The 19431-nt window shown below is 73.1% G+C and carries 21 protein-coding genes; 16 read left to right on the forward strand and 5 right to left on the reverse strand.

Annotated elements, in window-relative coordinates; genetic code table 11:
* Positions 1-51: 51 nt before the first annotated feature.
* The 7 genes from ACQPW6_RS23700 to ACQPW6_RS23730 all read left to right on the forward strand — a co-directional run bounded on the left by ACQPW6_RS23700 (position 52) and on the right by ACQPW6_RS23730 (position 5504).
* On the forward strand, positions 52-849 hold the full coding sequence (locus ACQPW6_RS23700; RefSeq protein WP_433891686.1) for a UbiX family flavin prenyltransferase: 798 nt from the start codon (positions 52-54) through the stop codon (positions 847-849).
* Between the two features lie 82 nt (positions 850-931).
* Positions 932-1384 carry an Lrp/AsnC family transcriptional regulator gene (locus ACQPW6_RS23705; protein WP_433891687.1) on the forward strand — a complete coding sequence of 151 codons (453 nt, stop codon included), beginning with the start codon at positions 932-934 and terminating at the stop codon, positions 1382-1384.
* Positions 1385-1426: 42 nt separating this feature from the next.
* Positions 1427-2590, forward strand: a complete 1164-nt coding sequence (mqnE, locus tag ACQPW6_RS23710) for an aminofutalosine synthase MqnE (protein ID WP_433891688.1) — start codon at positions 1427-1429, stop codon at positions 2588-2590.
* Positions 2591-2666: 76 nt separating this feature from the next.
* The gene (locus tag ACQPW6_RS23715) at positions 2667-3188 is read left to right on the forward strand and encodes an N-acetyltransferase family protein (RefSeq protein WP_433891689.1); all 522 of its coding nucleotides are present in this window, start codon (positions 2667-2669) and stop codon (positions 3186-3188) included.
* A gap of 77 nt (positions 3189-3265) precedes the next feature.
* Entirely contained in the window at positions 3266-3613 is a 348-nt protein-coding gene (locus ACQPW6_RS23720) for a DUF4229 domain-containing protein (RefSeq protein ID WP_433891690.1), read from the forward strand.
* An 88-nt stretch (positions 3614-3701) separates the two neighbouring features.
* Positions 3702-4358, forward strand: a complete 657-nt coding sequence (locus ACQPW6_RS23725; RefSeq protein WP_433894637.1) for a TetR/AcrR family transcriptional regulator — start codon at positions 3702-3704, stop codon at positions 4356-4358.
* A gap of 96 nt (positions 4359-4454) precedes the next feature.
* Positions 4455-5504 carry a protein kinase family protein gene (locus ACQPW6_RS23730; RefSeq protein ID WP_433891691.1) on the forward strand — a complete coding sequence of 350 codons (1050 nt, stop codon included), beginning with the start codon at positions 4455-4457 and terminating at the stop codon, positions 5502-5504.
* Here ACQPW6_RS23730 and ACQPW6_RS23735 read toward each other — a convergent pair.
* Positions 5501-6046, reverse strand: coding sequence for an EF-hand domain-containing protein (locus ACQPW6_RS23735; protein ID WP_433891692.1), 546 nt, complete (start codon positions 6044-6046; stop codon positions 5501-5503). The two genes, ACQPW6_RS23730 and ACQPW6_RS23735, sit on opposite strands and share 4 nt — an antisense overlap.
* A gap of 152 nt (positions 6047-6198) precedes the next feature.
* Complete coding sequence (locus ACQPW6_RS23740) at positions 6199-6654, reverse strand: MarR family winged helix-turn-helix transcriptional regulator (RefSeq protein WP_433891693.1); 456 nt, start codon at positions 6652-6654, stop codon at positions 6199-6201.
* Positions 6655-6727: 73 nt separating this feature from the next.
* On the opposite strand from ACQPW6_RS23740, the gene ACQPW6_RS23745 reads away from it, so the two are divergent.
* From ACQPW6_RS23745 to ACQPW6_RS23755, 3 genes are all read left to right on the forward strand, one after another.
* Positions 6728-7345: a TIGR03086 family metal-binding protein gene (locus ACQPW6_RS23745; RefSeq protein WP_433891694.1), complete on the forward strand. Its 618-nt coding sequence runs from the start codon at positions 6728-6730 to the stop codon at positions 7343-7345.
* Positions 7346-7439: 94 nt separating this feature from the next.
* Positions 7440-8036, forward strand: coding sequence for a sigma-70 family RNA polymerase sigma factor (locus ACQPW6_RS23750; RefSeq protein ID WP_433891695.1), 597 nt, complete (start codon positions 7440-7442; stop codon positions 8034-8036).
* Positions 8033-9199 (forward strand): anti-sigma factor family protein, encoded by a 1167-nt coding sequence (locus ACQPW6_RS23755; RefSeq protein WP_433891696.1) that lies wholly within the window; start codon positions 8033-8035, stop codon positions 9197-9199. Before ACQPW6_RS23750 ends, ACQPW6_RS23755 begins: the two co-directional genes overlap by 4 nt.
* A gap of 28 nt (positions 9200-9227) precedes the next feature.
* Here ACQPW6_RS23755 and ACQPW6_RS23760 read toward each other — a convergent pair whose 3' ends face one another.
* Together ACQPW6_RS23760 and ACQPW6_RS23765 are read right to left on the reverse strand one after the other, a co-directional pair.
* Positions 9228-10166: a MaoC/PaaZ C-terminal domain-containing protein gene (locus tag ACQPW6_RS23760; RefSeq protein WP_433891697.1), complete on the reverse strand. Its 939-nt coding sequence runs from the start codon at positions 10164-10166 to the stop codon at positions 9228-9230.
* 1 nt (position 10167) lies between these two features.
* Entirely contained in the window at positions 10168-11421 is a 1254-nt protein-coding gene (locus ACQPW6_RS23765) for a 3-oxoacyl-ACP reductase (RefSeq protein WP_433891698.1), read from the reverse strand.
* A 258-nt stretch (positions 11422-11679) separates the two neighbouring features.
* Between ACQPW6_RS23765 and ACQPW6_RS23770 the strand changes: the two genes are divergently transcribed.
* The gene (locus ACQPW6_RS23770; RefSeq protein WP_433891699.1) at positions 11680-12969 is read left to right on the forward strand and encodes an acetyl-CoA C-acetyltransferase; all 1290 of its coding nucleotides are present in this window, start codon (positions 11680-11682) and stop codon (positions 12967-12969) included.
* Positions 12970-13103: 134 nt separating this feature from the next.
* The gene (locus ACQPW6_RS23775) at positions 13104-15014 is read left to right on the forward strand and encodes an AMP-dependent synthetase/ligase (RefSeq protein ID WP_433891700.1); all 1911 of its coding nucleotides are present in this window, start codon (positions 13104-13106) and stop codon (positions 15012-15014) included.
* A gap of 132 nt (positions 15015-15146) precedes the next feature.
* Here the strand turns inward: ACQPW6_RS23775 and ACQPW6_RS23780 are convergent, their stop codons facing one another.
* The gene (locus ACQPW6_RS23780; protein WP_330793863.1) at positions 15147-15350 is read right to left on the reverse strand and encodes a cold-shock protein; all 204 of its coding nucleotides are present in this window, start codon (positions 15348-15350) and stop codon (positions 15147-15149) included.
* A gap of 299 nt (positions 15351-15649) precedes the next feature.
* Here ACQPW6_RS23780 and ACQPW6_RS23785 point away from each other — a divergent pair, with 299 nt between their 5' ends.
* The 4 genes from ACQPW6_RS23785 (at position 15650) to ACQPW6_RS23800 (ending at position 19423) form a co-directional block, all read left to right on the forward strand.
* Complete coding sequence (locus ACQPW6_RS23785; RefSeq protein ID WP_433891701.1) at positions 15650-16522, forward strand: menaquinone biosynthetic enzyme MqnA/MqnD family protein; 873 nt, start codon at positions 15650-15652, stop codon at positions 16520-16522.
* A 284-nt stretch (positions 16523-16806) separates the two neighbouring features.
* Complete coding sequence (locus ACQPW6_RS23790) at positions 16807-17562, forward strand: ATP-binding cassette domain-containing protein (RefSeq protein ID WP_433891702.1); 756 nt, start codon at positions 16807-16809, stop codon at positions 17560-17562.
* Positions 17550-18812 carry a DUF7224 domain-containing protein gene (locus tag ACQPW6_RS23795; RefSeq protein ID WP_433891703.1) on the forward strand — a complete coding sequence of 421 codons (1263 nt, stop codon included), beginning with the start codon at positions 17550-17552 and terminating at the stop codon, positions 18810-18812. The genes ACQPW6_RS23790 and ACQPW6_RS23795 overlap by 13 nt, the downstream gene beginning before the upstream one ends.
* Entirely contained in the window at positions 18809-19423 is a 615-nt protein-coding gene (locus tag ACQPW6_RS23800) for a hypothetical protein (protein WP_433891704.1), read from the forward strand. Before ACQPW6_RS23795 ends, ACQPW6_RS23800 begins: the two co-directional genes overlap by 4 nt.
* Positions 19424-19431 lie beyond the last annotated feature (8 nt).

Below are 19431 nucleotides of genomic sequence, written 5' to 3' on the forward strand. Positions count from 1 at the left end.
CGCCGCCGACCACCTCGAATGGAGCAACGGCCGCCGGTTAGGCTCGACGGCATGGAGGACAGCAGGCGGGTGCCGTGGGTCGTGGGCGTGTCCGGGGCGTCCGGCACACCGTTCGCGGCGGCGGTCCTGCGCGCCCTGCTGGACGCCGGCGAGGCCGTGGACCTGGTGGTCAGCCGGGCCGCCCGGCTCACCCTGCTGGACGAGACCGGCGCGCCTTTCCGTGACGCGCACTGGCGGGACGACCTGGCCCGCTGGCTGGCCCGCGGCGCCGACGGCAAACCGGACACGTTCAGCGCCGAGGCCCACCCCTCCGCCGCCCACCCCCCTGCCGCCCAGCCCTCCGCCGCCCGAGCCGGGGCCGCCGGCCTGTCCGCCGTCCGGTACTGGCCGGCCGGCGACCTGGCCGCCGGGCCGTCCTCGGGCTCGTACCCGGTCAAGGGCATGCTGATCGTGCCCGCGAGCACCGCGTGCGTGGCCGGCGTGGCGCTCGGCCTGTCCAAGGACCTGCTGCAACGCGCCGCGAGCGTCACCCTCAAGGAGCGCCGCCCGCTGGTGGTCGCCGTCCGGGAGACCCCGCTCAGTGGTCAGACGCTGCGGCACCTGGTGACCCTCGACGACGCCGGCGCCGTCGTCCTGCCCGCGTCGCCCGCCTTCTACGCGGGCGCCACGCACATCCAGGACCTGGTGGACTTCGTGGCCGGCCGGGTCCTGGACGCCGCCGGCGTCCCGCACGGCCTGTACCACCGCTGGTCGGGGCGGCTCGGCGCGCTCGCGGACGGCGTTCCGGCGGCCGAAGAGCAGCCCGAAGTCCAGTCCGAAGTCCAGCCCGAAGCGCACCCGGAAGACTAGATGCGCAGGGCACGGCCCGGTCAATGCCTTAGATTCTTGTCCTGACAGCGCAGTCGCGGCACGAACGGGAGGGTCCATTCTGATGGACGCGGTGGACAGGCAGCTCATCCAGGCATTGCGCGAGAACGGCCGGGCGTCCTATGCGGAGCTTGGCCGGCTGGTCGGCCTGTCAGGACCGAGCGTCACCGACCGCATCAACCGCCTCGAACAGGCCGGCGTGATCACCGGCTACCGCGCCACCGTCGCGCCCGCTGCCCTCGGCCTCGGCGTCACCGCACTGGTCGGCCTCCAGTTGTCGGACGCCGCCGACCACGAGGAGGTGGCCAGGCGGCTGCGCGACCTGGAGGAGATCGAGGACTGCTGGTTCATCGCCGGCGACGACTCGTACATGCTCAAGGTCAGGGTCGAGAACGTGGACGGCCTCGAACACACCATCCGCCGGCTGTCCGGCACCAAGGGCGTGGCCCGCACCCGTACCACGATCGTGCTGTCGACCAAGTGGGAGAACCGGGTCGGCGTCCTGCCCGAGGAGTGACGGCGTACTGTCGAACCGATCGACCTGTCATGAGGAGGACGCATGGACGCTGGGCTCAAGCGCGAGCTGGAGGAGAAGGTCTACGCCGGTGAGCGGCTGACCCGTGAGGACGGCGTCGCCCTCTACGAGTCGGACGACCTGGCCTGGCTGGGCGGCCTCGCCCACCACGTGCGGACCCGGATGAACGGCGACGTCGTCCACTTCAACGTCAACCGGCACCTCAACATGACGAACGTGTGCACCGCGTCGTGCGCCTACTGCTCGTTCCAGCGCAAGCCGGGCGAGAAGGACGCGTACACGATGCGGATCGAGGAGGCCGTGCGGCTGGCCAAGGCGATGGAGGCCGACAGCCTCACCGAGCTGCACATCGTCAACGGCCTGCACCCGACGCTGCCGTGGCGCTACTACCCGCGCTCGCTGAAGGCGCTCAAGGAAGCGCTGCCGGAGGTCTCGCTGAAGGCGTTCACCGCCACCGAGATCCACCACTTCGAGACCATCTCCGGCCTGTCGGCGTCGGAGATCCTGGACGAGCTGATCGACGCGGGCCTGGAGTCGCTGACCGGCGGCGGCGCGGAGATCTTCGACTGGGAGGTCAGGCAGCACATCGTGGACCACCGCACGCACTGGGAGGACTGGTCCAGGATCCACCGGCTGGCGCACGAGAAGGGCCTCAAGACGCCCTGCACGATGCTCTACGGCCACATCGAGGAGCCCCGGCACCGGGTGGACCACGTCCTGCGGCTGCGCGAGCTCCAGGACGAGACCGGCGGCTTCCAGGTCTTCATCCCGCTGCGCTACCAGCACGACTTCGTGGACATGAAGGACGGCAAGATCCGCAACACCCTCCAGGCGCGGACGACGATGGCGTCCGGCGCGGAGGCGCTGAAGACCTTCGCGGTGTCCCGGCTGTTGTTCGACAACGTGCCGCACGTCAAGGTGTTCTGGGTGATGCACGGCCTGTCCACCGCGCAGCTGGCGCTCAACCACGGCGCCGACGACATGGACGGCTCGGTGGTCGAGTACAAGATCACCCACGACGCGGACGACTACGGCACGCCCAACAAGCTGACCAGGGACGACATCCTGGATCTGATCCGCGACGCGGGCTTCCGCCCGGTGGAGCGGAACACGCGGTACGAGATCATCCGGGAGTACCCGGGGCCGGACGGTGAGCGGCGGGAGTCGCCGCAGCCGATGCGGATCTGAGTTCTTCTCGTCCCGGCCGCCGCCGGTGTGAGGACGGACACTGCGGGCTCGTCATCGTAATGGCTAGTCTTGGCCTATGGCTCTTACCTGTCAGCTGGACCCGGCGATCGACGAAGCGCTCACGGAAGGCATCCTCGCGCTCTGGACGGACGTCTCCAACGCGGGCGGGGCCGTCGGCTTCGTGCCGCCGGTCGGCCCGGCCGACGTCCGGCCCGACCTGGACCACGCGCTCAGCGAGCTCGCCGCCGGACGGCGGCGGTTGCTGGTCGGCTACGACGAGGACGGGCGGGTCGCCGCCACCGCCTTCCTGGCGTACAACAGCCACCGGCTGATGACCCACTGGGTCTGGCTGTACACGCTCATGGTGCACCCGGACCACCAGGGCAAGGGGTACGGCCGCTCCCTGATGGCCGCCGTCGAGCAGGCCGCCCGCGGCTTCCACGGCGTCGAGGCGATCCGGCTGACCTGCCGGGGCGGCACCGGCGTCGACGTCTTCTACGGTGCCTGCGGGTACAAGGAGGTCGGGCGGGTGCCGGACGCGATCCGGGTGGCGCCCGGTGACGACCGGGACGACATCATGATGCTGCTCACGCTCTGAGCGCGGCCCCAGGCCGGTGGCCCGGGTTCGCCGGGGGCGCCCTGATGATCCAGATCTGGGCGTGCTTCACTGGATCCATGTTCCGTTACACCGCAATGCGCTTCGGCCTCATCGTCGTGAGCTTCGGCGTGATCTGGGGCCTGGTCGAGCTGCACATCCTGCCGGCCGGGCTGGGCCGGTCGAACTACCTGTGGGTCGGGCTGCTCGCGCTGATCGTGTCCGCCCCGCTGAGCTGGGTGCTGCTGCGCGGCGTCCGCGAGAAGGCCGCGCTCACCGTGTCCGAGCGGGTGGAGCGGACCCGCCGCAACATGGTCGCCGCGGCGGGCAACGAGGACGAGGCGGACGACGCGGCGCGCGCCGTGGCCGCGCGCGAGGCCTCCACCCGGGACGCGTCCACGCGTGAGGGCGAGCCGCACACCGCCTGAGCGAACGGGCCCCCGGCCCGTACCCTTACCTACGGGTAACGCGTCCGCGCGCTGCCCGCGAGTGGTTCGAGGGGACGGGGTGAGGTCGATGGGGGTCCAGGGCAAGCGGGTGCCGCGCGCGGTACGGGAGCAGCAGATGCTGGACGCGGCAGTGGCGATCTTCGCGCGGCGCGGCTACCGGGCCGCCTCGATGGACGAGATCGCGGTGGCCGCGGGCGTCAGCAAACCCCTCGTGTACCTCTACCTCAACTCCAAGGACGACCTGTTCACCGCGTGCATCCGGCGCGAGGCGGATGCGCTCAAGGCGGCGGTGCGGGCGTCGGTCGAGCGGGGCGCGCCCGCGGACCGGCAGCTGTGGAGCGGGCTGCTCGGCTTCTTCGAGCACACCGCGGCCCACCCCGACGGCTGGACGGTCCTGTACAGCCAGGCCCGTACGGTCGGCGAGCCGTTCGCCGACGAGGTGGCGGCGATGCGCGCGGAGATCGTCGCCTTCGTCACCGAACTGATCGGCGCGGCGGCGCTTGCCGCCCGGGCGGACTGCCCGGCCGAGCTGGCCGAGCGCGAAGTGGCCGCGCTGGCGCACGCGTTGGTGGGCGCGGCGGAGTCGCTGGCGGGGTGGGGGTCGCGCGGCGCGGCCGACGGCCGGCAGTCGGGCAAGGAACTCGCGGCGACACTGATGAACTTCGCCTGGGCGGGCCTGGACAACCTGATGAACGGCCGCCGGTGGGAGCGGCATCCGGCGTGACGCCGTGAGGCGTGGGTGCGACGCGGTGAGGTGTCGGTGCGACGCGCGGGGCCCCCGATCGACGGTGCCGGGCCCGTCCGCGCGAGGATGGGCCGGGTGACCACACACGTGACGACATCGGACGACACCGCGAGGGCCGCCACCCACCACGCCCTGTCCACCGCGCTGGCCCTGTACAGCGACCGCGACCTGCGCGCGATGATCGACGCCGCGCCCGCGTTCGCGCCGAGCATCGGCGGCAAGACGGCGGTGCTCGACATCGACGGGTCGCCGGTCTTCGTCAAGACGGTCCCGCTCAGCGATCCGGAACGGGAGCCCGCCAACTCCCGTTCCACGGCGAACGTGTTCGGGCTGCCGACCTACTGCCAGTACGGCCTGGCGCCGAGCCCCGGCGCCGTGGCCTGGCGGGAGCTGGCCGTGCACACCATGACGACGGACTGGGTGCTCGCGGGGGCCTACGGCGGGTTCCCGCTGACCCACCACTGGCGGGTGCTGCCCGAGACCGACCTCGTGGTGCCCGACGAACTCGCCGACGTGGACAAGGTCGTCGCCTTCTGGGGCGGCGACACGCACGGCCCGCAGGTGCGGCGGCGGATCGAGGCGCGGGCGACGGCCACCGCCGGGATCACGCTGTTCCTCGAGTACCTGCCGCAGAACCTGCACCAGTGGCTGAGCGCCCAGTTGGCGCTCGGCGAGGAGGCCGCCGAGGCGGCCCTGACCATGGTGGAACGGGAGTTGGCGGCCGGGATCGCGTTCATGAACGGCCACGGGCTGCTGCACTTCGACGCGCACCTGCAGAACATCATGACCGACGGCCACCGGCTGTTCTTCGCCGACTACGGCCTCGCGATCTCCGACCGCTTCGAACTGGCCCCGGACGAGGTCGAGTTCTTCCGCAGGCACGAGAGCTACGACCGGATGTACACGGCCTGGTTCCTGGTGATCTGGCTGGTCACCGAGCTGTACGGGCACACCGGCGCGGACCGCACGGCGTTCATCCGGGCCGTCGCCGAGGGCGAGCGCCCCACCGGGATCCCGCCGACGGCCGCGGCGATCCTGACCAGGAACGCGGGGTACGCGGTGGTGATGGGGGAGTTCGCCGACGCCATCCACTCGGGCGCGGTCCGCACCCCGTACCCGTTCTAACGCTGCTCGGGGATCCGGCCGCAGAGCAGGTTGCCGGGTTCTGCCGGGTTGTCGCTGATCCAGAACTGCCGCCACAGCAGGGTGAACTCGTCCCGGCTGAGGTGCCCGTCGCCGTTCAGGTCGAGCAGTTCGAAGACGCCCGCCATGTCCACGGGCTGCCCGTTCCAGGTCTCGACGAGCCTGCGGTGCTCCTCCCGGTCGATCCGGCCGTCCCCGTTGGAGTCCACGGCGTCGAAGATGGTGCCGGCGGTCGCGCTGACCTCGGCGACCATGGCGGGCAACTGGTCGACGAGCACGAGCAGTTCGTCCAGATCGACGGCCCCGTCCCCGTCCGCGTCCCCCGCGTCCAGGATGGCCGCCCACCACCCCATCATCAACGCCTCGACCCGCGCCCGCAGCTCCGTCCCGGCCTCGACCCCCGGCAGCCGCCCCCACCGCGCGACGGCCGCGGTGAAGTCCTCCTCCCGCAGATACCCGTCCCCGTCCCCGTCGAAGGCGTCGAACATCCCCTTGAGCTTCCCGACCTGAAACGCACTGGCCACAACCGCCCCCTCATCCCCGACCCGTACCACCCGCCGCCGCGACGTGACCGCGCTACGAAGCAGTAACCAGACACCAAGTAACTGTAGGCGCCCCCCACCTCCCTCCTCCACGAGCACACCTGCCCGAACCGTCACCCGTCCGGCGGGCGCCTTCACTCCTCCTGAGAGCCGAGTTCGGACGGGGGGAGGGTGGCCAGGGTGTGGAGGGCGGTGAGGAAGGCGGCGCGCTGGGGGGCCGGGAGGTGGCGGGTGAGGAGGTGGTTCTCGCGGGACTGGATCGCGGTCTGGGTGGCGTCGCGGGTGCGGCGGCCCTCGGGGGTCAGGGAGAGGAGGCGGACGCGGCGGTCGGCGGGGTCGGGGCGGCGGAGGAGGAGGCCGCGGGCTTCGAGGTCGTTCAGGACGTCGATGATCCGGGTCTTGTCCGCGCCGATCGACTCCGCGAGGGCGGCCTGCGAGCGGACCGGGTCCTCGTCGAGGCGCAGCAGGACGGCGTACGCCCACATGGTCAGGCCGTGCGCGCGCAGGATCGGCAGCTCCGCCGCCATCAGGGCGCGGCCGAGCGGGACGATCATCGCGGCCAGGTCGGGCCGGCGCTGTTCGGCTGCCATCGTCGGTGAACCTCCTTGGTACCTCCTTGACAGATGATAAGCGGAGGTAGATCGTAGGTATGTGCTTACTAATGTGGAACGCATCCGGACGTTGGACGCCAGAGCGGTCCGGCTCAGTATCGATGTGCTGCGGCAGGCGGAGCCGGCCGACCTCGGCAGGGACACGCCGTGTGCGGGGTGGGACCTGGCGGACCTGCTCGCGCACATGACCGTTCAGCACGAGGGGTTCGCGGCGGCGGCCCGGGGGGAGGGCGGTGACCTCGGGCGCTGGGCGGTGCGGCCGCTCGGCGCGGAGCCGTTCGCCGCGTACGAGGCGGCGGCCGGGGCGGTGGTCGCCGCGTTCGCCGCGGTGGAGGCGGAGGAACAGCCCTTCGTGCTGCCCGAGTTCACGACGGACCGGACGTTTCCCGCGGTCCAGGCGATCGGGTTCCACTTCCTCGACTACGTCGTCCACGCGTGGGACGTGGCCGCCACGCTCGGCGTGCCGTTCGCTCCCGACCAGGACCTTGTCGAGGCGGTCCTGCCGCTGGCGCTGTCCGTCCCCACCGGCCGCGCCCGCACCGTCCCCGGTGCGGCCTTCCGCCCGCCGCTCCCGCCGCCCCCCGGCGAGGACCCGCTTCCCGTGGTCCTGTCGGCGCTCGGGCGCGCCCCCCTGCACCACCCGCGGGGCCCGGCGCACTCTGCGGGGTGAACGTCGGCCGGACTGGCGGCACTTCGCCCGCCGGCCCGGGCGCAGCCGCTAATGTGGTCGGCGGAGCGCACCCTGTGACGAAGCGGAGGCACCCATGGCGGACCCGCCGGACGCCCAGGCCCAATGGGAGCGCCGCATCCAGGCACGCCTGGCCGATGGCGAAGCCGCGGCCCTGGGCGAGTTATACGACAGGTGCGCCCACCTGGTGCACTCGCTCGCCGTGCGGCTGCTCGTGGACGAGAAGGCGGCCCGGGAGCTCGTCACCGAGGTCTTCTCACACCTATGGCAGCACCCCGAGGCGTTCGACCCCGCGCGAGCCCCGCTCTCCGCCTGGCTCGCCGCCCAGACCCACGAGCGCGCCACCGCGCGGCTGAGCAGCGACGGCCACCGGGCCGGGGCCGACGTCGCACCGCCGCCACCCGAGAACCCCGAGAACCCCGAAAATCCCGCCGACCGCGCCGACCCCGACGACCGCGCCGAACCGTCCGCCTCCGCGCGGGCCGAGTCCGTCCTGAGCTCGATGCCGATCTCGCTGCGGGCCGCACTCCACCTCGCCTACGCCAGGAAGATGAACTACCGCCAGGTCGCAGCGGAGTTGGGCATCACCGACGACGAAGCCTGTCGCCGGCTGCGGCTGAGCCTCCAGCTGGTGGCCGCCGGAAGTGGTCTGCACAGGAGGGACGGACGATGAGTGACGACGACTACGGCCATTCCCGCCTGCAGTCGCTCCTCGGTGCCTGGGCACTGGGCAGTTGTTCCGACGCCGAGGCCCGGCGCCTCGACGAGCACGTCGCCGAGTGCGAGGCGTGCGCGAAGGAGGCGGACCAACTGCGCTCCGGCACCGACATGTTGACCCCACACCTGGTGATCGACCTGCCGCCCTCCCTCCGCGCCGAGGTGCTCGGCACCTGCCTCAGCGCCCGCGCGCCGCGGATCGCGGTGCCCGACTACGCCAAGCCCTACGACGCCGAGACGGCCCGACTCGACGTCCTGCTGCGCGACATGAACCGGAGCGAGTGGAACACCCCCGTCCAGCTGGAGTGGTTCGAGGGCGAGGAGTCCGCCAACCGGCAGACGTCGGTCGCCGGCGTCGTCGGCCATCTGCTCGCCGTGGACGGCATGGTGTCGGTCTCGCTCGGCCTGCCCGACCCGCTGAAGCGCGCCTCCGACGAGCCGATGGGTCCCGACGAGCGCACGGACGCGCTGTGGAGGCAGACCGGCCTCGAAGACGATCCGCGACCGGCCGCCGACGAGCGCCTCGCCGACGAACGACCGCCCGAGGACGGCCTGCACGGCACCTGGCGCGAGCAGGCGTACGAGCTGATCAGGACCTGCGCCTTCGGTGGCGGCGGGGTCGCCGACATCGGCGTGCCGTACGGCGAAGGCGTGGTGCTGCCGCTGCGACTCGCCCTCCTGGACCGGGCGTTCGAGACCTGGATCCACGCCACCGACATCGCCGACGCCGTCAACTACCCCTACCCGCCGCCCGTCCCCGAGCACCTGCGCACCCTGATCTCCGTCGCGATCCAGATGCTCCCCTCCATCCTGGCCGCCCGCCGCCAGGCCGGCCTGGCCTCACCGCCGCGCCCGATGACGGAACCGGGCGCGCCCGAGCGCAGCGTCCGCCTGGAGATCAAGGGCGAGAGCGGCGGCGACTGGTACCTGCCGGTCGACTCTCCGGACGGTCCGGCAGGGCCCGACAACTGCGTCAGCCATGTGGTGCTCCCCGAGGTCCAGTTCTGCCGGCTCGCCGCCGGCCACCTCCCGCCCCGCCAGGCGGCCGTCGGCCAGCAGGGCGATATGACGGCGATCGTGGAACTCCTGCACGCCATGGCGTCCATGAGCCGCCTCTAGGCCGGGTCCCCGCGCGGGCGGGGGCCCGTCACGTCAGGGTGCCGTGCAGGTGGACGGCACCCTGCTCCGAGCGCAGCTCGAACGTGGAGCCGTCCGACGCGTACGACACGTGGGACGGCAACCGCACCGGGCGGCGGAATTCCGCCGAGATCGCGCGCGTCGCACCGCCCTCCGCCGCGCACCGCGCCACCAGCCACATCCCGTGGGCGATCGGGCGCCGGTAGCCGAACAGCCGCGCTGTCAACGGGTAGAGGTGGATCGGGTTGTAGTCGCCCGACACCCGCGCGTGCCGCCGCCCCAGATCACCGGGCAGCCGCCACGACGCGACAACGGGCAACGGCTCCCCGGTCTCCGCATCCCCGGCCCGCGCATCCCCGGCCCGCGCGTCCCCGGTCTGTGTTTCCCCGGCCCGCGCGTCCCGAGTCGGCGCGCCCGGCGCTGGGTTCGCCCCGTGCCGGGCCAGATACGTGGAGCGGTCCGTCCACACCACCTCCCCGTCCAGCCGCGCCCGCGTCACGACCACCACCTCCGTGCCGCGCCGATGCGCCCGCAACTCCTCCGCGTGGACGGCGAGTTCGGGCCGGTCTGCGGCCGACAGCGACGTCGACGCCCGGATGTCGATCCCGGTGTGGATCAGCCCGGCCAGCGGCAGCGGAAAGTCCCGGGCCGCCATCAGCCGCGCGGCCAGCGGGAATCCGAGGATGTGCGGATACGTCAGCGGCACGTCGGGAGGCCCGCTCCCGACGGCCCCGGCCCCGCTCCCGACGGCCCCGGTCCCGCTCCCGACGGCCCCGGCCCCGGTCCCGCCGCCCCCGTAACCGCACACCTCCGCGTACGCCGCCATCCGCCGCGGATCGATCCGGACGTCCGCGGCGACCAGCCGCCGGTCGGGCAACCGCGCCCCGGCGGACGGCCGCTTGCCGATCCCGGTCAGCACGCCGTGGCCGAGCGTCAGCGCGAGCGCCACCTCAGGCCCCCAGCAGCGACTGGCCGCAGACCCGTACGACCTGCCCCGTCAGCCCGCCGGAGCCGGCCGCCGCCAGCCAGGCGACGGTCTCGGCGACGTCGGCGGGCTGGCCGCCCTGGCCGAGGGAGTTCATCCGGCGGCCCGCCTCGCGGATCAGGAACGGCACCGCGGCCGTCATCTTCGTCTCGATGAAACCGGGCGCGACCGCGTTGACGGTGATGCCGCGGTCCCGGGTGCGGGGCGCCGCGGCCAGGGCGCGGACGAAGCCGATCACGCCGGCTTTGGAGGCGGCGTAGTTGGTCTGGCCGGCGTTGCCCGCGATGCCGGCGATGGACGCGGTGGCGACGATCCGCGCGTGGTCGTTGAGGGTGCCGGACTTCAGCAGGTGGTCGGTGGTGCGCAGCACGCTCGCGAGGTTGACGTCGAGGACGGTTTCCCAGCGGTCGGCGGCCATGTTGGCGAGCCGGCGGTCGCGGGTGATGCCCGCGTTGTGGACGAGGACGTCGAGGCCGCGGGGGAGTGCGGCGGTGAGGCGTTCGCCGGCGTCCGGGGCGGTGATGTCCAGCGGGAGCGCGGTGCCGCCGAGCCGGGCGGCGACCGCGGCCAGCGCGTCGGCGGACTGCGGCACGTCGAGGCAGACGACGTGGGCCCCGTCCCTGGCGAGCGTCGCCGCCACCGCCTCGCCGATGCCGCGGGCCGCGCCGGTGACCAGCGCGGTGCGCGAACTCGCGGGCGGGGCGGGCTCGTTGGGGGCCACCTCGATCACCTGGCCGCTCACGTAAGCCGACTTGGGCGAGAGCAGGAAGGCGAGGACGGACTCGGGGTCCGCGCCCGGTGCCACCCGTACGAGCTGGACGGTGACGCCCCGGCCGGCCTCCTTGGCGAGCGAGCGGACGAAGCCCTCCAACGCCTGCTGGGCAGCGGCCTGTTGGGGGCCGTCGAGGTCAAGTGGCCTGCTGAGGACGACGATGCGGCCGCAGGTGGCCAGCGAGCGCATCAGCGGGTGCAGCGTGCGGTGCACTCCGGCCAGACCGGGGACGTCCGCGACGCCGGTCGCGTCGAGCACCACTGCGCCGTACGGGCTCCCGCCGGCCGGCGGCGGCTCGGCGCCCGCGGTCAGCCGCAGCACCGGCCCCTCCAGGTCGGGGCGGCCGGCCGACCAGCGCCGCAGCGGGGTGGGCTGCGGCAGGCCGATCCGCCGGGTGAGGAAGCGGCCCGGGGCCGTGCCGGTCAGACGGAGATAGCGATCGGCCATTGGCCTTCTCCTTACTCTGGAGTAAGTTTACCGGCGGTAAGGCTACTGGGCGGTCACCACTCCGGCCAAGAGACCGCCGGTGGGAGTGGTGACCGGTGCGCCCGGTGCGCCCGGTGCGCGCGGCGCGCCCGGTGCGCGCGGCGCGCCGGGGCCGCCGGGTGACGCCGGCCGCGCCACCGGCGAGAACGCCGACCGAACAGCCGACGGATCAGCCAACCGATCAGTCAATGGATCAGCCAACGGATCGAGGGAGTTCGCATGCAGAGCGTCCGCCGCGTCGCCGTCGTCGCGGGCAACCGCATCCCCTTCGCCCGCTCCGACAGCCGCTACGCCACCGCGTCCAACCAGCAGATGCTCACCGCCGCGCTCGACGGGCTCGCCGAACGCACCGGGCTCGGCGGCGAACAAGGCGGCGGGGTGGGGGAGTTCGTGGCCGGGGCGGTGCTCAAGCACAGCCGCGACTTCAACCTCGCGCGGGAGACCGTGCTCGGCAGCGTGCTGCCGTCCGACACCCCCGCGTACGACATCCAGCAGGCGTGCGGGACCGGGCTTCAGGCCGTCTTCGCCGTCGCGAGCAAGATCGCCCTCGGCGTGATCGACAGCGGCATCGCGGGCGGCGCCGACACCACCAGCGACGCGCCGCTCGCCGTCAACGACGAGCTGCGCCGGATCCTGCTGCGCACCCGGCGCGCCAAGTCCGCCGCGGCGCGGGCCCGTTCACTGGCCGCGGTACGTCCACGGCACCTCGTCCCCGACATCCCGCGCAACGCGGAACCGCGCACCGGCCTGTCGATGGGCGAGCACGCCGCGCTCACCGCCGCGCGCTGGGGCATCACCCGCCAGGCGCAGGACGAACTCGCCGCCGCCAGCCACCAGCGGCTCGCCGCGGCCTACGACCGGGGGTTCTTCGAGCCGCTGGTCACCCCGTACCGGGGCCTCGACCGCGACGAGAACCTGCGGCCCGGCTCGACGGTGGAGAAGCTGGCGCGGCTGCGGCCCGTTTACGGCGGGCCCGACGGCACGATGACGGCCGGCAACTCCACGCCTCTGACGGACGGCGCGGCGGTGGTGCTTCTCGCGAGCGAGGAGTGGGCGGAGCGGCGCGGGCTCGAACCCCTGGCGTTCCTCACCGCGTACGAGACGGCGGCGGTCGACTTCGCCGGCGGGGAGGAGGGGTTGCTGATGGCACCGGCGTACGCGGTGCCGCGGATGCTGCGGCGGGCGGAGCTGGGGTTGGGGGATTTCGACTTCTACGAGATTCATGAGGCGTTCGCGTCGCAGGTGCTGGCGACGCTTGCCGCTTGGGAGGACAAGGGGTATTGCACGGAGCGGCTCGGTTTGAGCGGGCCGTTCGGGGGCGTGGACCGGTCCCGGCTCAACGTGGCGGGTTCGTCGCTGGCGACGGGCCACCCGTTCGCCGCGACGGGAGCGCGGATCGTCGCCACGCTGGCGACGCTCCTCGCCGAGCGGGACGCTCCCGGACGCGGCCTGATCTCCGTCTGCGCGGCGGGCGGCCAGGGCGTCACCGCGATCCTGGAACGTCCGTAACGGTGGCCCCTACGGCGTCCCGCCGCCCCCGCGGCGGAGACCCGCAAACCCCGGCCGCAACCGCGGCGGAGACCCGCGACACCCCGGCCGCGGCCGGGGGAACGGAAACGGAACGAAACTCCCAGGAGGCGTTGATGGCGCAGGTTCAAGCACCGGGCCCCGCGGGCACCGGGGCGAGTGGTGGGCCGGAGATCAGGCGGGATGCTGACGGGCGGGTGGTCGAAGCGGGGAGTGCCGCGCTCGTCGAACCCCCTGCGGGAGGCAGCCTCGCCGACATACCGTTCGCCAACGGCGCCGAAGCCCCGCACGACGTCGTCCTCAGCCGGAAGGACGAGCAGACCGGGCGCTGGCAGGACGTCACCGCCGCCGCGTTCCAGCAGGAGATCCTCGCCGTCGCCAAGGGGCTGATCGCGGCCGGGCTGAAGCCGGGGGACCGGTTGGCGATCATGGCCAGGACGTCGTACGCCTGGACGCTGATGGACTTCGCGGGGTGGGCCGCCGGGCTGATCACCGTGCCGATCTACCCGACCTCGTCCGCCTCGCAGGCCCGCTGGATCCTGGCGGACTCCGGGGCGGCCGGCTGCGTCGTGGAGAACGTCGGGCAGGCCCGGATGATCAGCGGCGAGCGGCGGGACCTGCCGGAGCTGCGCGAGTTGTGGCAGCTCGACGCGGGCGCGATCGGGCAGCTCGGCCTGGAGGGCCGCACCCTGCCGGACGCGCTGGTCGTCGGGCGGCGGGCCGCGCTCGGCCCGGACAGCGTCGCCACCGTGATCTACACCTCAGGTACCACCGGCCGCCCCAAGGGCTGCGTGCTGACGCACGGCAACTTCTTCGCCGAGGTGGACAACGCCACCGAGCTGCTGCACCCGGTGTTCAAGTCCGTCAGCACCGAGCCCGCCTCGACCCTCCTCTTCCTGCCCCTCTCCCACGTCTTCGGCCGGATGGTCGCCGTCGGCTGCCTGCGGGCCCGGGTGCGGCTCGGCCACGCGCCGAGCATCGCCACCGACGACCTGCTCGCCGACCTGGCCGGCTTCCAGCCGACGTTCCTGCTGGCCATCCCCTACGTCCTGGAGAAGGTCTACAACACCGGCCGCGCGACGGCGGAGAAGATCGGCCGGGCCTCGTCCTTCGACCGCGCCGCCGCCATCGCCCGCCGGTACGGTGACGCGCTGGTCGCCCGCCAGTCGGGTACCGGCCCGGGTCCGTCGCTCGGACTACGACTGGCGCACGCGCTGTACGACCCGCTGGTCTACCGGCGGATCAGGGCCGCGCTCGGCGGCAAGGTGCGGTACGCGATCTGCGGCGGCTCACCGCTCGGGCGGCGGATGGCCGCGTTCTACGCCGGCGCCGGGGTGATGGTCTTCGAGGGCTACGGCCTGACGGAGACGACGGCCGCCGCCACCGTCACCCCGCCGCTGCGCCCGAAGCTCGGCACCGTCGGACGGCCGCTGCCCGGCACGGCGGTACGGATCGCGGCCGACGGCGAGGTGCTGCTGCGCGGCGGCCAGGTCTTCGCCGGGTACTGGAACGACCCGGGGAGCCTGCCCCCGCCCGACGGCTGGTTCCGCACCGGCGACATCGGCGAGCTGGACGCCGACGGCTATCTGACGATCACCGGCCGCAAGAAGGAGATCCTGATCACCGCGGGCGGCAAGAACGTCGCCCCGGCGCCGCTGGAGGACCGGCTGCGGGCGCACCCGCTGGTCGGCCAGTGCATGGTGCTCGGCGACAACCGGTCGTACGTCGCCGCGCTGATCACCCTGGAGGCTGACGGCATCGAGCACTGGCGGCGCATGCACCACAAGGAGGGGCTGCGGACGGCGGAGCTGGTGGACGATCCGGAGCTGCTGGCCGAGTTGCAGAAGGCGGTGGACGAGGCCAACTCGTCCGTCTCGCAGCCGGAGTCGATCCGCAGGTTCCGGGTGCTGCCGGTGGAGTTCACCGAGGAGGGCGGGCACCTCACGCCGTCGATGAAGCTGCGCAGGGCCGCGGTCGCGGCGGACTTCGCGGCGGAGATCGAGGAGCTGTACCGCAGGCACCGCTGAGCGGCCGGCTGGCCGGCCGGTGCGCGACGACAGGCGGCAGACAAGAGGCAGGGGCCCCACACACCTGGTGCGGGGCCCCTTGATACTGCAGGTTCCAGGCCGCGAGGGCCTGCCTACCCGGACTAGTGGTTACTAGCTCGGGGTGACGTTCTCGGCCTGCGGGCCCTTCGGACCCTGAGTGACGTCGAAGGTCACCGGCTGGTTCTCCTCGAGGGAGCGGAAGCCGGAGGCGTTGATCGCGGAGTAGTGAACGAAGACATCCGGGCCGCCGCCGTCCTGGGCGATGAAGCCGAAGCCCTTTTCAGCGTTGAACCACTTCACGGTTCCGGTAGCCATAAAGCCCTCCTTGGGCCCAAAGGGTTGCCCTGCTCCAGAACCTGCAAGAAGTCTGAAAACTACAAAAGCCTGCGGGTTACATGCTCCGCAGGCTCTGTACTGCAAGGGAAACCAAACTGCAACTTGCGGCTGAGCCTAGCATGGGGGGTCTGGAGGGCGGAAGAGCCTCAAGATCAGTTTTTCCGGCCGCCTCGGGAGCCCCCGGCGAGCCCTCGCGACGGCCCCCGTGAGGCCGCCGCGCGACACGTCTGCGGGGTCCCGCCGCGGCGCCGCCGTACACCAGGAGTAGCGTCCGGTATATGGACACATCCGCACCTGCCGACACCCGTGACCACACCGGGGGCGCGATCCGCCCGCGGGTCGGCCACATCCAGTTCCTCAACTGCGTGCCTCTGTACTGGGGCCTGGCCAGAACCGGTGCGCTGCTCGACCTGGAGCTGACCAAGGACACCCCGGAGAAGCTCAGCGAGCAGCTCGTCGACGGTCAACTCGACATCGGCCCCGTCACCCTCATGGAGTACCTCAAGCACGCGGACGAGCTCGTCGCGCTGCCCGACATCGCCGTCGGCTGCGACGGCCCGGTGATGTCCTGCGTGATCGTCAGCCAGCTGCCGCTGGACCGGCTGGACGGCGAGCGGGTCGCGCTCGGCTCCACCAGCCGGACGTCGGTGCGGCTGGCCGAGCTGCTGCTCAGCGAGCGGTACGGGGTCAGCCCGGACTACTACCGCTGCCCGCCGGACCTGTCGCTGATGATGCAGGAGGCGTCCGCCGCGGTGCTGATCGGCGACGCCGCACTGCGCGCCAACCTGCACGACGGCCCGCGCCTCGGCCTTGAGGTGCACGACCTCGGCCAGATGTGGAAGGACTGGACGGGCCTCCCGTTCGTCTTCGCGATCTGGGCCGCCCGCCGCGACTACCTGGCGTCCAGCCCGGAAGCCGTACACGCGGTGCACCAGGCGTTCCTCGCGTCCCGCGACCTGTCCCTCGAAGAGGTGCACAAGGTCGCGGAACAGGCCGCGCGCTGGGAGTCCTTCGACGCGGACGTGCTGCGCCGCTACTTCACGACGCTCGATTTCTCCCTGGGCGCCGACCAGCTCTCCGGCATCGCCGAGTTCTCCCGCCGCGTCGGCTTCCCCCCGGACAAGCGGGTCGAGCTCCTCCCGGCCCGCTGAACGAACGCCGTTCTCGGCCCGCGAGGGCCGGGTTCCAGCCAGATCCTGCGAAGGGGCCCTGCTGAGCCGGCGTCACCGTACGATGACGCGCTCGGCATGGTCACACGGACGACGGTGACACCGGGGCCACGAAGACGTCGTGGCCGACAAGACCAACGATCGGCGCGGTCGCTCACTCACCTGAGCGTCACGTCACTGTCTGTCGGGTACTGACCCGTCCTCCCCTGGCGGGTGTGCGGTGCGTCTCGCCGTGCCGCACGCCTGCCACCGTCGCTTGGATCAGCATGCCCGTGCAATTCTCCGCCTGTACCTTCGGCTACCGGCGCCGTCAACGCGTCATCGAGCGGCTGGACTTCGACGTGCCCGCCGGGCGGACTGTGCTTCTGGGGCCGAACGGCGCCGGGAAGAGCACGCTGCTCGGGCTGGCCGCCTCGGCGCTGGCACCCCGGGACGGGGACGTCGTCTACGCAGGGATGTCCACCGCGGACCGTGGGGCGGTGGGCGACTACCGGCGGCGGGTGGCCTGGATGCCGCAGCAGCTCGCCTGGGTGCGCGGCCTCACCGTCCGGGACCAGGTGGCCTACGTGGGCTGGCTGAAGGGCATGAGCCGGTCCGACGCCTGGGAGCGGGCCCTCGAAGCCCTGCGCCAGGTGGAGTTGGCCGACCGCGCGGACGAACGGATCGGCCGGCTGTCCGGCGGCCAGCAGCGCCGGGTCGGCGTCGCCCAGTCGCTGGTGCACGGCGCGGAACTGCTACTCCTCGACGAGCCGACGGCGGGCATGGACCCCCGGCAGCGGCGGGTCTTCCACGACGTGCTCGGCAACCTCGGGCGGTCGGTGCACGTCGTCCTCTCGACCCACGACACCGCGGACCTGGACACCACCTACGACAACGTCGTCGTCCTGGTGAGCGGGAAGGTCGTCTACAGCGGCGAGGTGCGGGACTTCCTGGCGCACGCCGCGGCCGGCACAGCTCCGGGGCGGACGGCGGACGCCGCCTACCACGCGCTCACCGAGACGGGGACCGCGTGGGCTTTCTGACCGCCCTGCGCCGCTCGCCGGTGATCTGGCTGGCGGCCCCCGTGCTCGTGGTCGCCTTCCTCTTCGCCGGCGGCGCCGCCGACTACCAGGGCAGCCACTTTGGCGGATACACCGTCTTCTGGACCTGCCGGGCCGCGCTCGGCGTCACCGGCGGCCTGGCCGCCCTGGCGGCCTGGGAGGCCGGCCGGCTGCGTGCCGGTGCGGTGTGGCGGCTGGCTCCCGGCCGCGGCCGCTACCGGATCGGGGCCGACGCGCTGCGGCCGGTGCTGGCGCTGGCTCTCGCCGCCGACGCGGCGGCACTGGCCAACGCCGCGCGCCTGGTGGGCGCGGGCCCCCGGACCGAGGACGCCGCCGCCGCGGCGGTCGTGCTGGTCGTGCAGGGCGGCCTCATCGTCGCCGGCTTCGGCCTGGGCACCGTGCTGCCGCGCGCCGTCGCACCACCCGCGGCACTCATCGGGGTCACGCTCTGGCTCGCCGTGCCGGCGACGCTGGGCACGCCCTGGGTGCGCTACCTGAACGGGATGGTCAACGACGCCCCGACCGTCACCGACGACCTGGCCCCGCGCGTACTGGTGGCGCCGGTGCTGGTGGCCGGCGGAGTGATCGCCGCCGTGCTGCTGGCGTCCCTGCCGCTGCGCGGCCGGCTGCTGCGAGCGGGTGTCGCGGTCGCCTGCCTGGCCGCCGGGGCGGTCCCCGCGCAGGCGCTCGTGGCGGACTCCGGCTACGCCACGCCCATGGTTCCCCGCACCGGCGCCCAGCGGTGCCTGGGCGACGCGCCGCCGGTCTGCGTGCCCGAGGAACTGTCCGACACCCTGCCGCGGCTGCGCGGCGCGGCGGACCGGGCGCTGCCCAGGCTCGCGTCCGCCGGGGTGCCGAGGCCGGAACGCATCGCCTACGTCTCTCGCAACACGGACCTGGGCGCGAACAGTTGGCGGATCTACGTCCAGAGCCCGCTGTCGGCGGAGCAGGCGCTGGTGTCGGTCGCCACGGCCGTCGTGCCGGCGCCGCCGCGCTGCCCGGCGCTCCCGGACGACTACCCGCGGCCGGACCCGCGGCCGTTGACCGGCTGGCTGCTGCTCGTCGCCGGTGTGGACGCCCATGAGACCGCCGGACTGACCGGCGCGGCGGCGGCCCGCGACGCCTCACGAGTGCGGGCGCAGCCGGTGAGCGCGCAGCGCGGCTGGTTCCGCGCGGAGATGCGCGAACTGGGCAGCTGCGACCCCCGGGTGATGGGGACTTCGCCTCGATGACACCGCCCAGCGTGCTGATGAGCGCACTGCGCCCGTGGGCAGCGGTCCGACGTCCCTGGACCGTCCTGCTGGCGCTGGCCGCCTACGCCGGCCTGATGCTGGTGGTCAGGGAGGACGTGGCGAACGTGCCGTCCATCACGATGCAGGGCAGCGCCGGCGTCAAGGTGATGAACTTCCTGCCGCTGATCGTCTGCCTGGCCGTGCTGCACTGCCTGGACCGGCGGCTGGACGCAGCCGAGCGGACCGGGGTCCGGCCGGTCCTCGCGGCCGACCGGTGCCTGGTACTTGCCACCGCGGCGGTGGCGCTGGCGATCGGTGCGGCGATGTCCGCGCTGCTTGACATGGCAACGGCGCCGGCCGCGGGCCGCAATGTGGTGTTCCTCACCGGCCTCGCGCTGGCGGTCCGCGCCGCGGGCAGCACGTCCGTGGCCGGCTCGGTCACCGCCGGCTGGCTGTTCCTCACCGCGACCACCGGGCTGCGCGCCCCCGACCGCCCCTACCCCTGGGCGGTGCTGCTCCAGCCCGCGGCCGAACCCGTCGCCCTGGCGGCCACCGCCGGCGTGCTGGCGCTGGGCCTGGCGATGATGTCCCGCGGCCCGCACCGCGCGTGAGGCCGCGG

This window comes from Streptomyces sp. CA-111067 (genome assembly GCF_050956065.1).
Lineage (GTDB): Bacteria > Actinomycetota > Actinomycetes > Streptomycetales > Streptomycetaceae > Actinacidiphila.

Coding starts and splice junctions, on each gene's coding strand:
- ACQPW6_RS23780 (WP_330793863.1), bottom strand. CDS start 15,350: ATGGCTACCGGAACCGTGAAGTGGTTCAACGCTGAAAAGGGCTTCGGC.
- ACQPW6_RS23715 (WP_433891689.1), top strand. CDS start 2,667: ATGGCTCTTACCTGTCAGCTGGACCCGGCGATCGACGAAGCGCTCACG.
- ACQPW6_RS23775 (WP_433891700.1), top strand. CDS start 13,104: ATGGCGCAGGTTCAAGCACCGGGCCCCGCGGGCACCGGGGCGAGTGGT.
- ACQPW6_RS23770 (WP_433891699.1), top strand. CDS start 11,680: ATGCAGAGCGTCCGCCGCGTCGCCGTCGTCGCGGGCAACCGCATCCCC.
- ACQPW6_RS23785 (WP_433891701.1), top strand. CDS start 15,650: ATGGACACATCCGCACCTGCCGACACCCGTGACCACACCGGGGGCGCG.
- ACQPW6_RS23755 (WP_433891696.1), top strand. CDS start 8,033: ATGAGTGACGACGACTACGGCCATTCCCGCCTGCAGTCGCTCCTCGGT.
- ACQPW6_RS23725 (WP_433894637.1), top strand. CDS start 3,702: ATGGGGGTCCAGGGCAAGCGGGTGCCGCGCGCGGTACGGGAGCAGCAG.
- ACQPW6_RS23700 (WP_433891686.1), top strand. CDS start 52: ATGGAGGACAGCAGGCGGGTGCCGTGGGTCGTGGGCGTGTCCGGGGCG.
- ACQPW6_RS23705 (WP_433891687.1), top strand. CDS start 932: ATGGACGCGGTGGACAGGCAGCTCATCCAGGCATTGCGCGAGAACGGC.
- ACQPW6_RS23740 (WP_433891693.1), bottom strand. CDS start 6,654: ATGGCAGCCGAACAGCGCCGGCCCGACCTGGCCGCGATGATCGTCCCG.
- ACQPW6_RS23750 (WP_433891695.1), top strand. CDS start 7,440: ATGGCGGACCCGCCGGACGCCCAGGCCCAATGGGAGCGCCGCATCCAG.
- ACQPW6_RS23800 (WP_433891704.1), top strand. CDS start 18,809: ATGACACCGCCCAGCGTGCTGATGAGCGCACTGCGCCCGTGGGCAGCG.
- ACQPW6_RS23790 (WP_433891702.1), top strand. CDS start 16,807: ATGCCCGTGCAATTCTCCGCCTGTACCTTCGGCTACCGGCGCCGTCAA.
- mqnE (WP_433891688.1), top strand. CDS start 1,427: ATGGACGCTGGGCTCAAGCGCGAGCTGGAGGAGAAGGTCTACGCCGGT.
- ACQPW6_RS23720 (WP_433891690.1), top strand. CDS start 3,266: ATGTTCCGTTACACCGCAATGCGCTTCGGCCTCATCGTCGTGAGCTTC.
- ACQPW6_RS23765 (WP_433891698.1), bottom strand. CDS start 11,421: ATGGCCGATCGCTATCTCCGTCTGACCGGCACGGCCCCGGGCCGCTTC.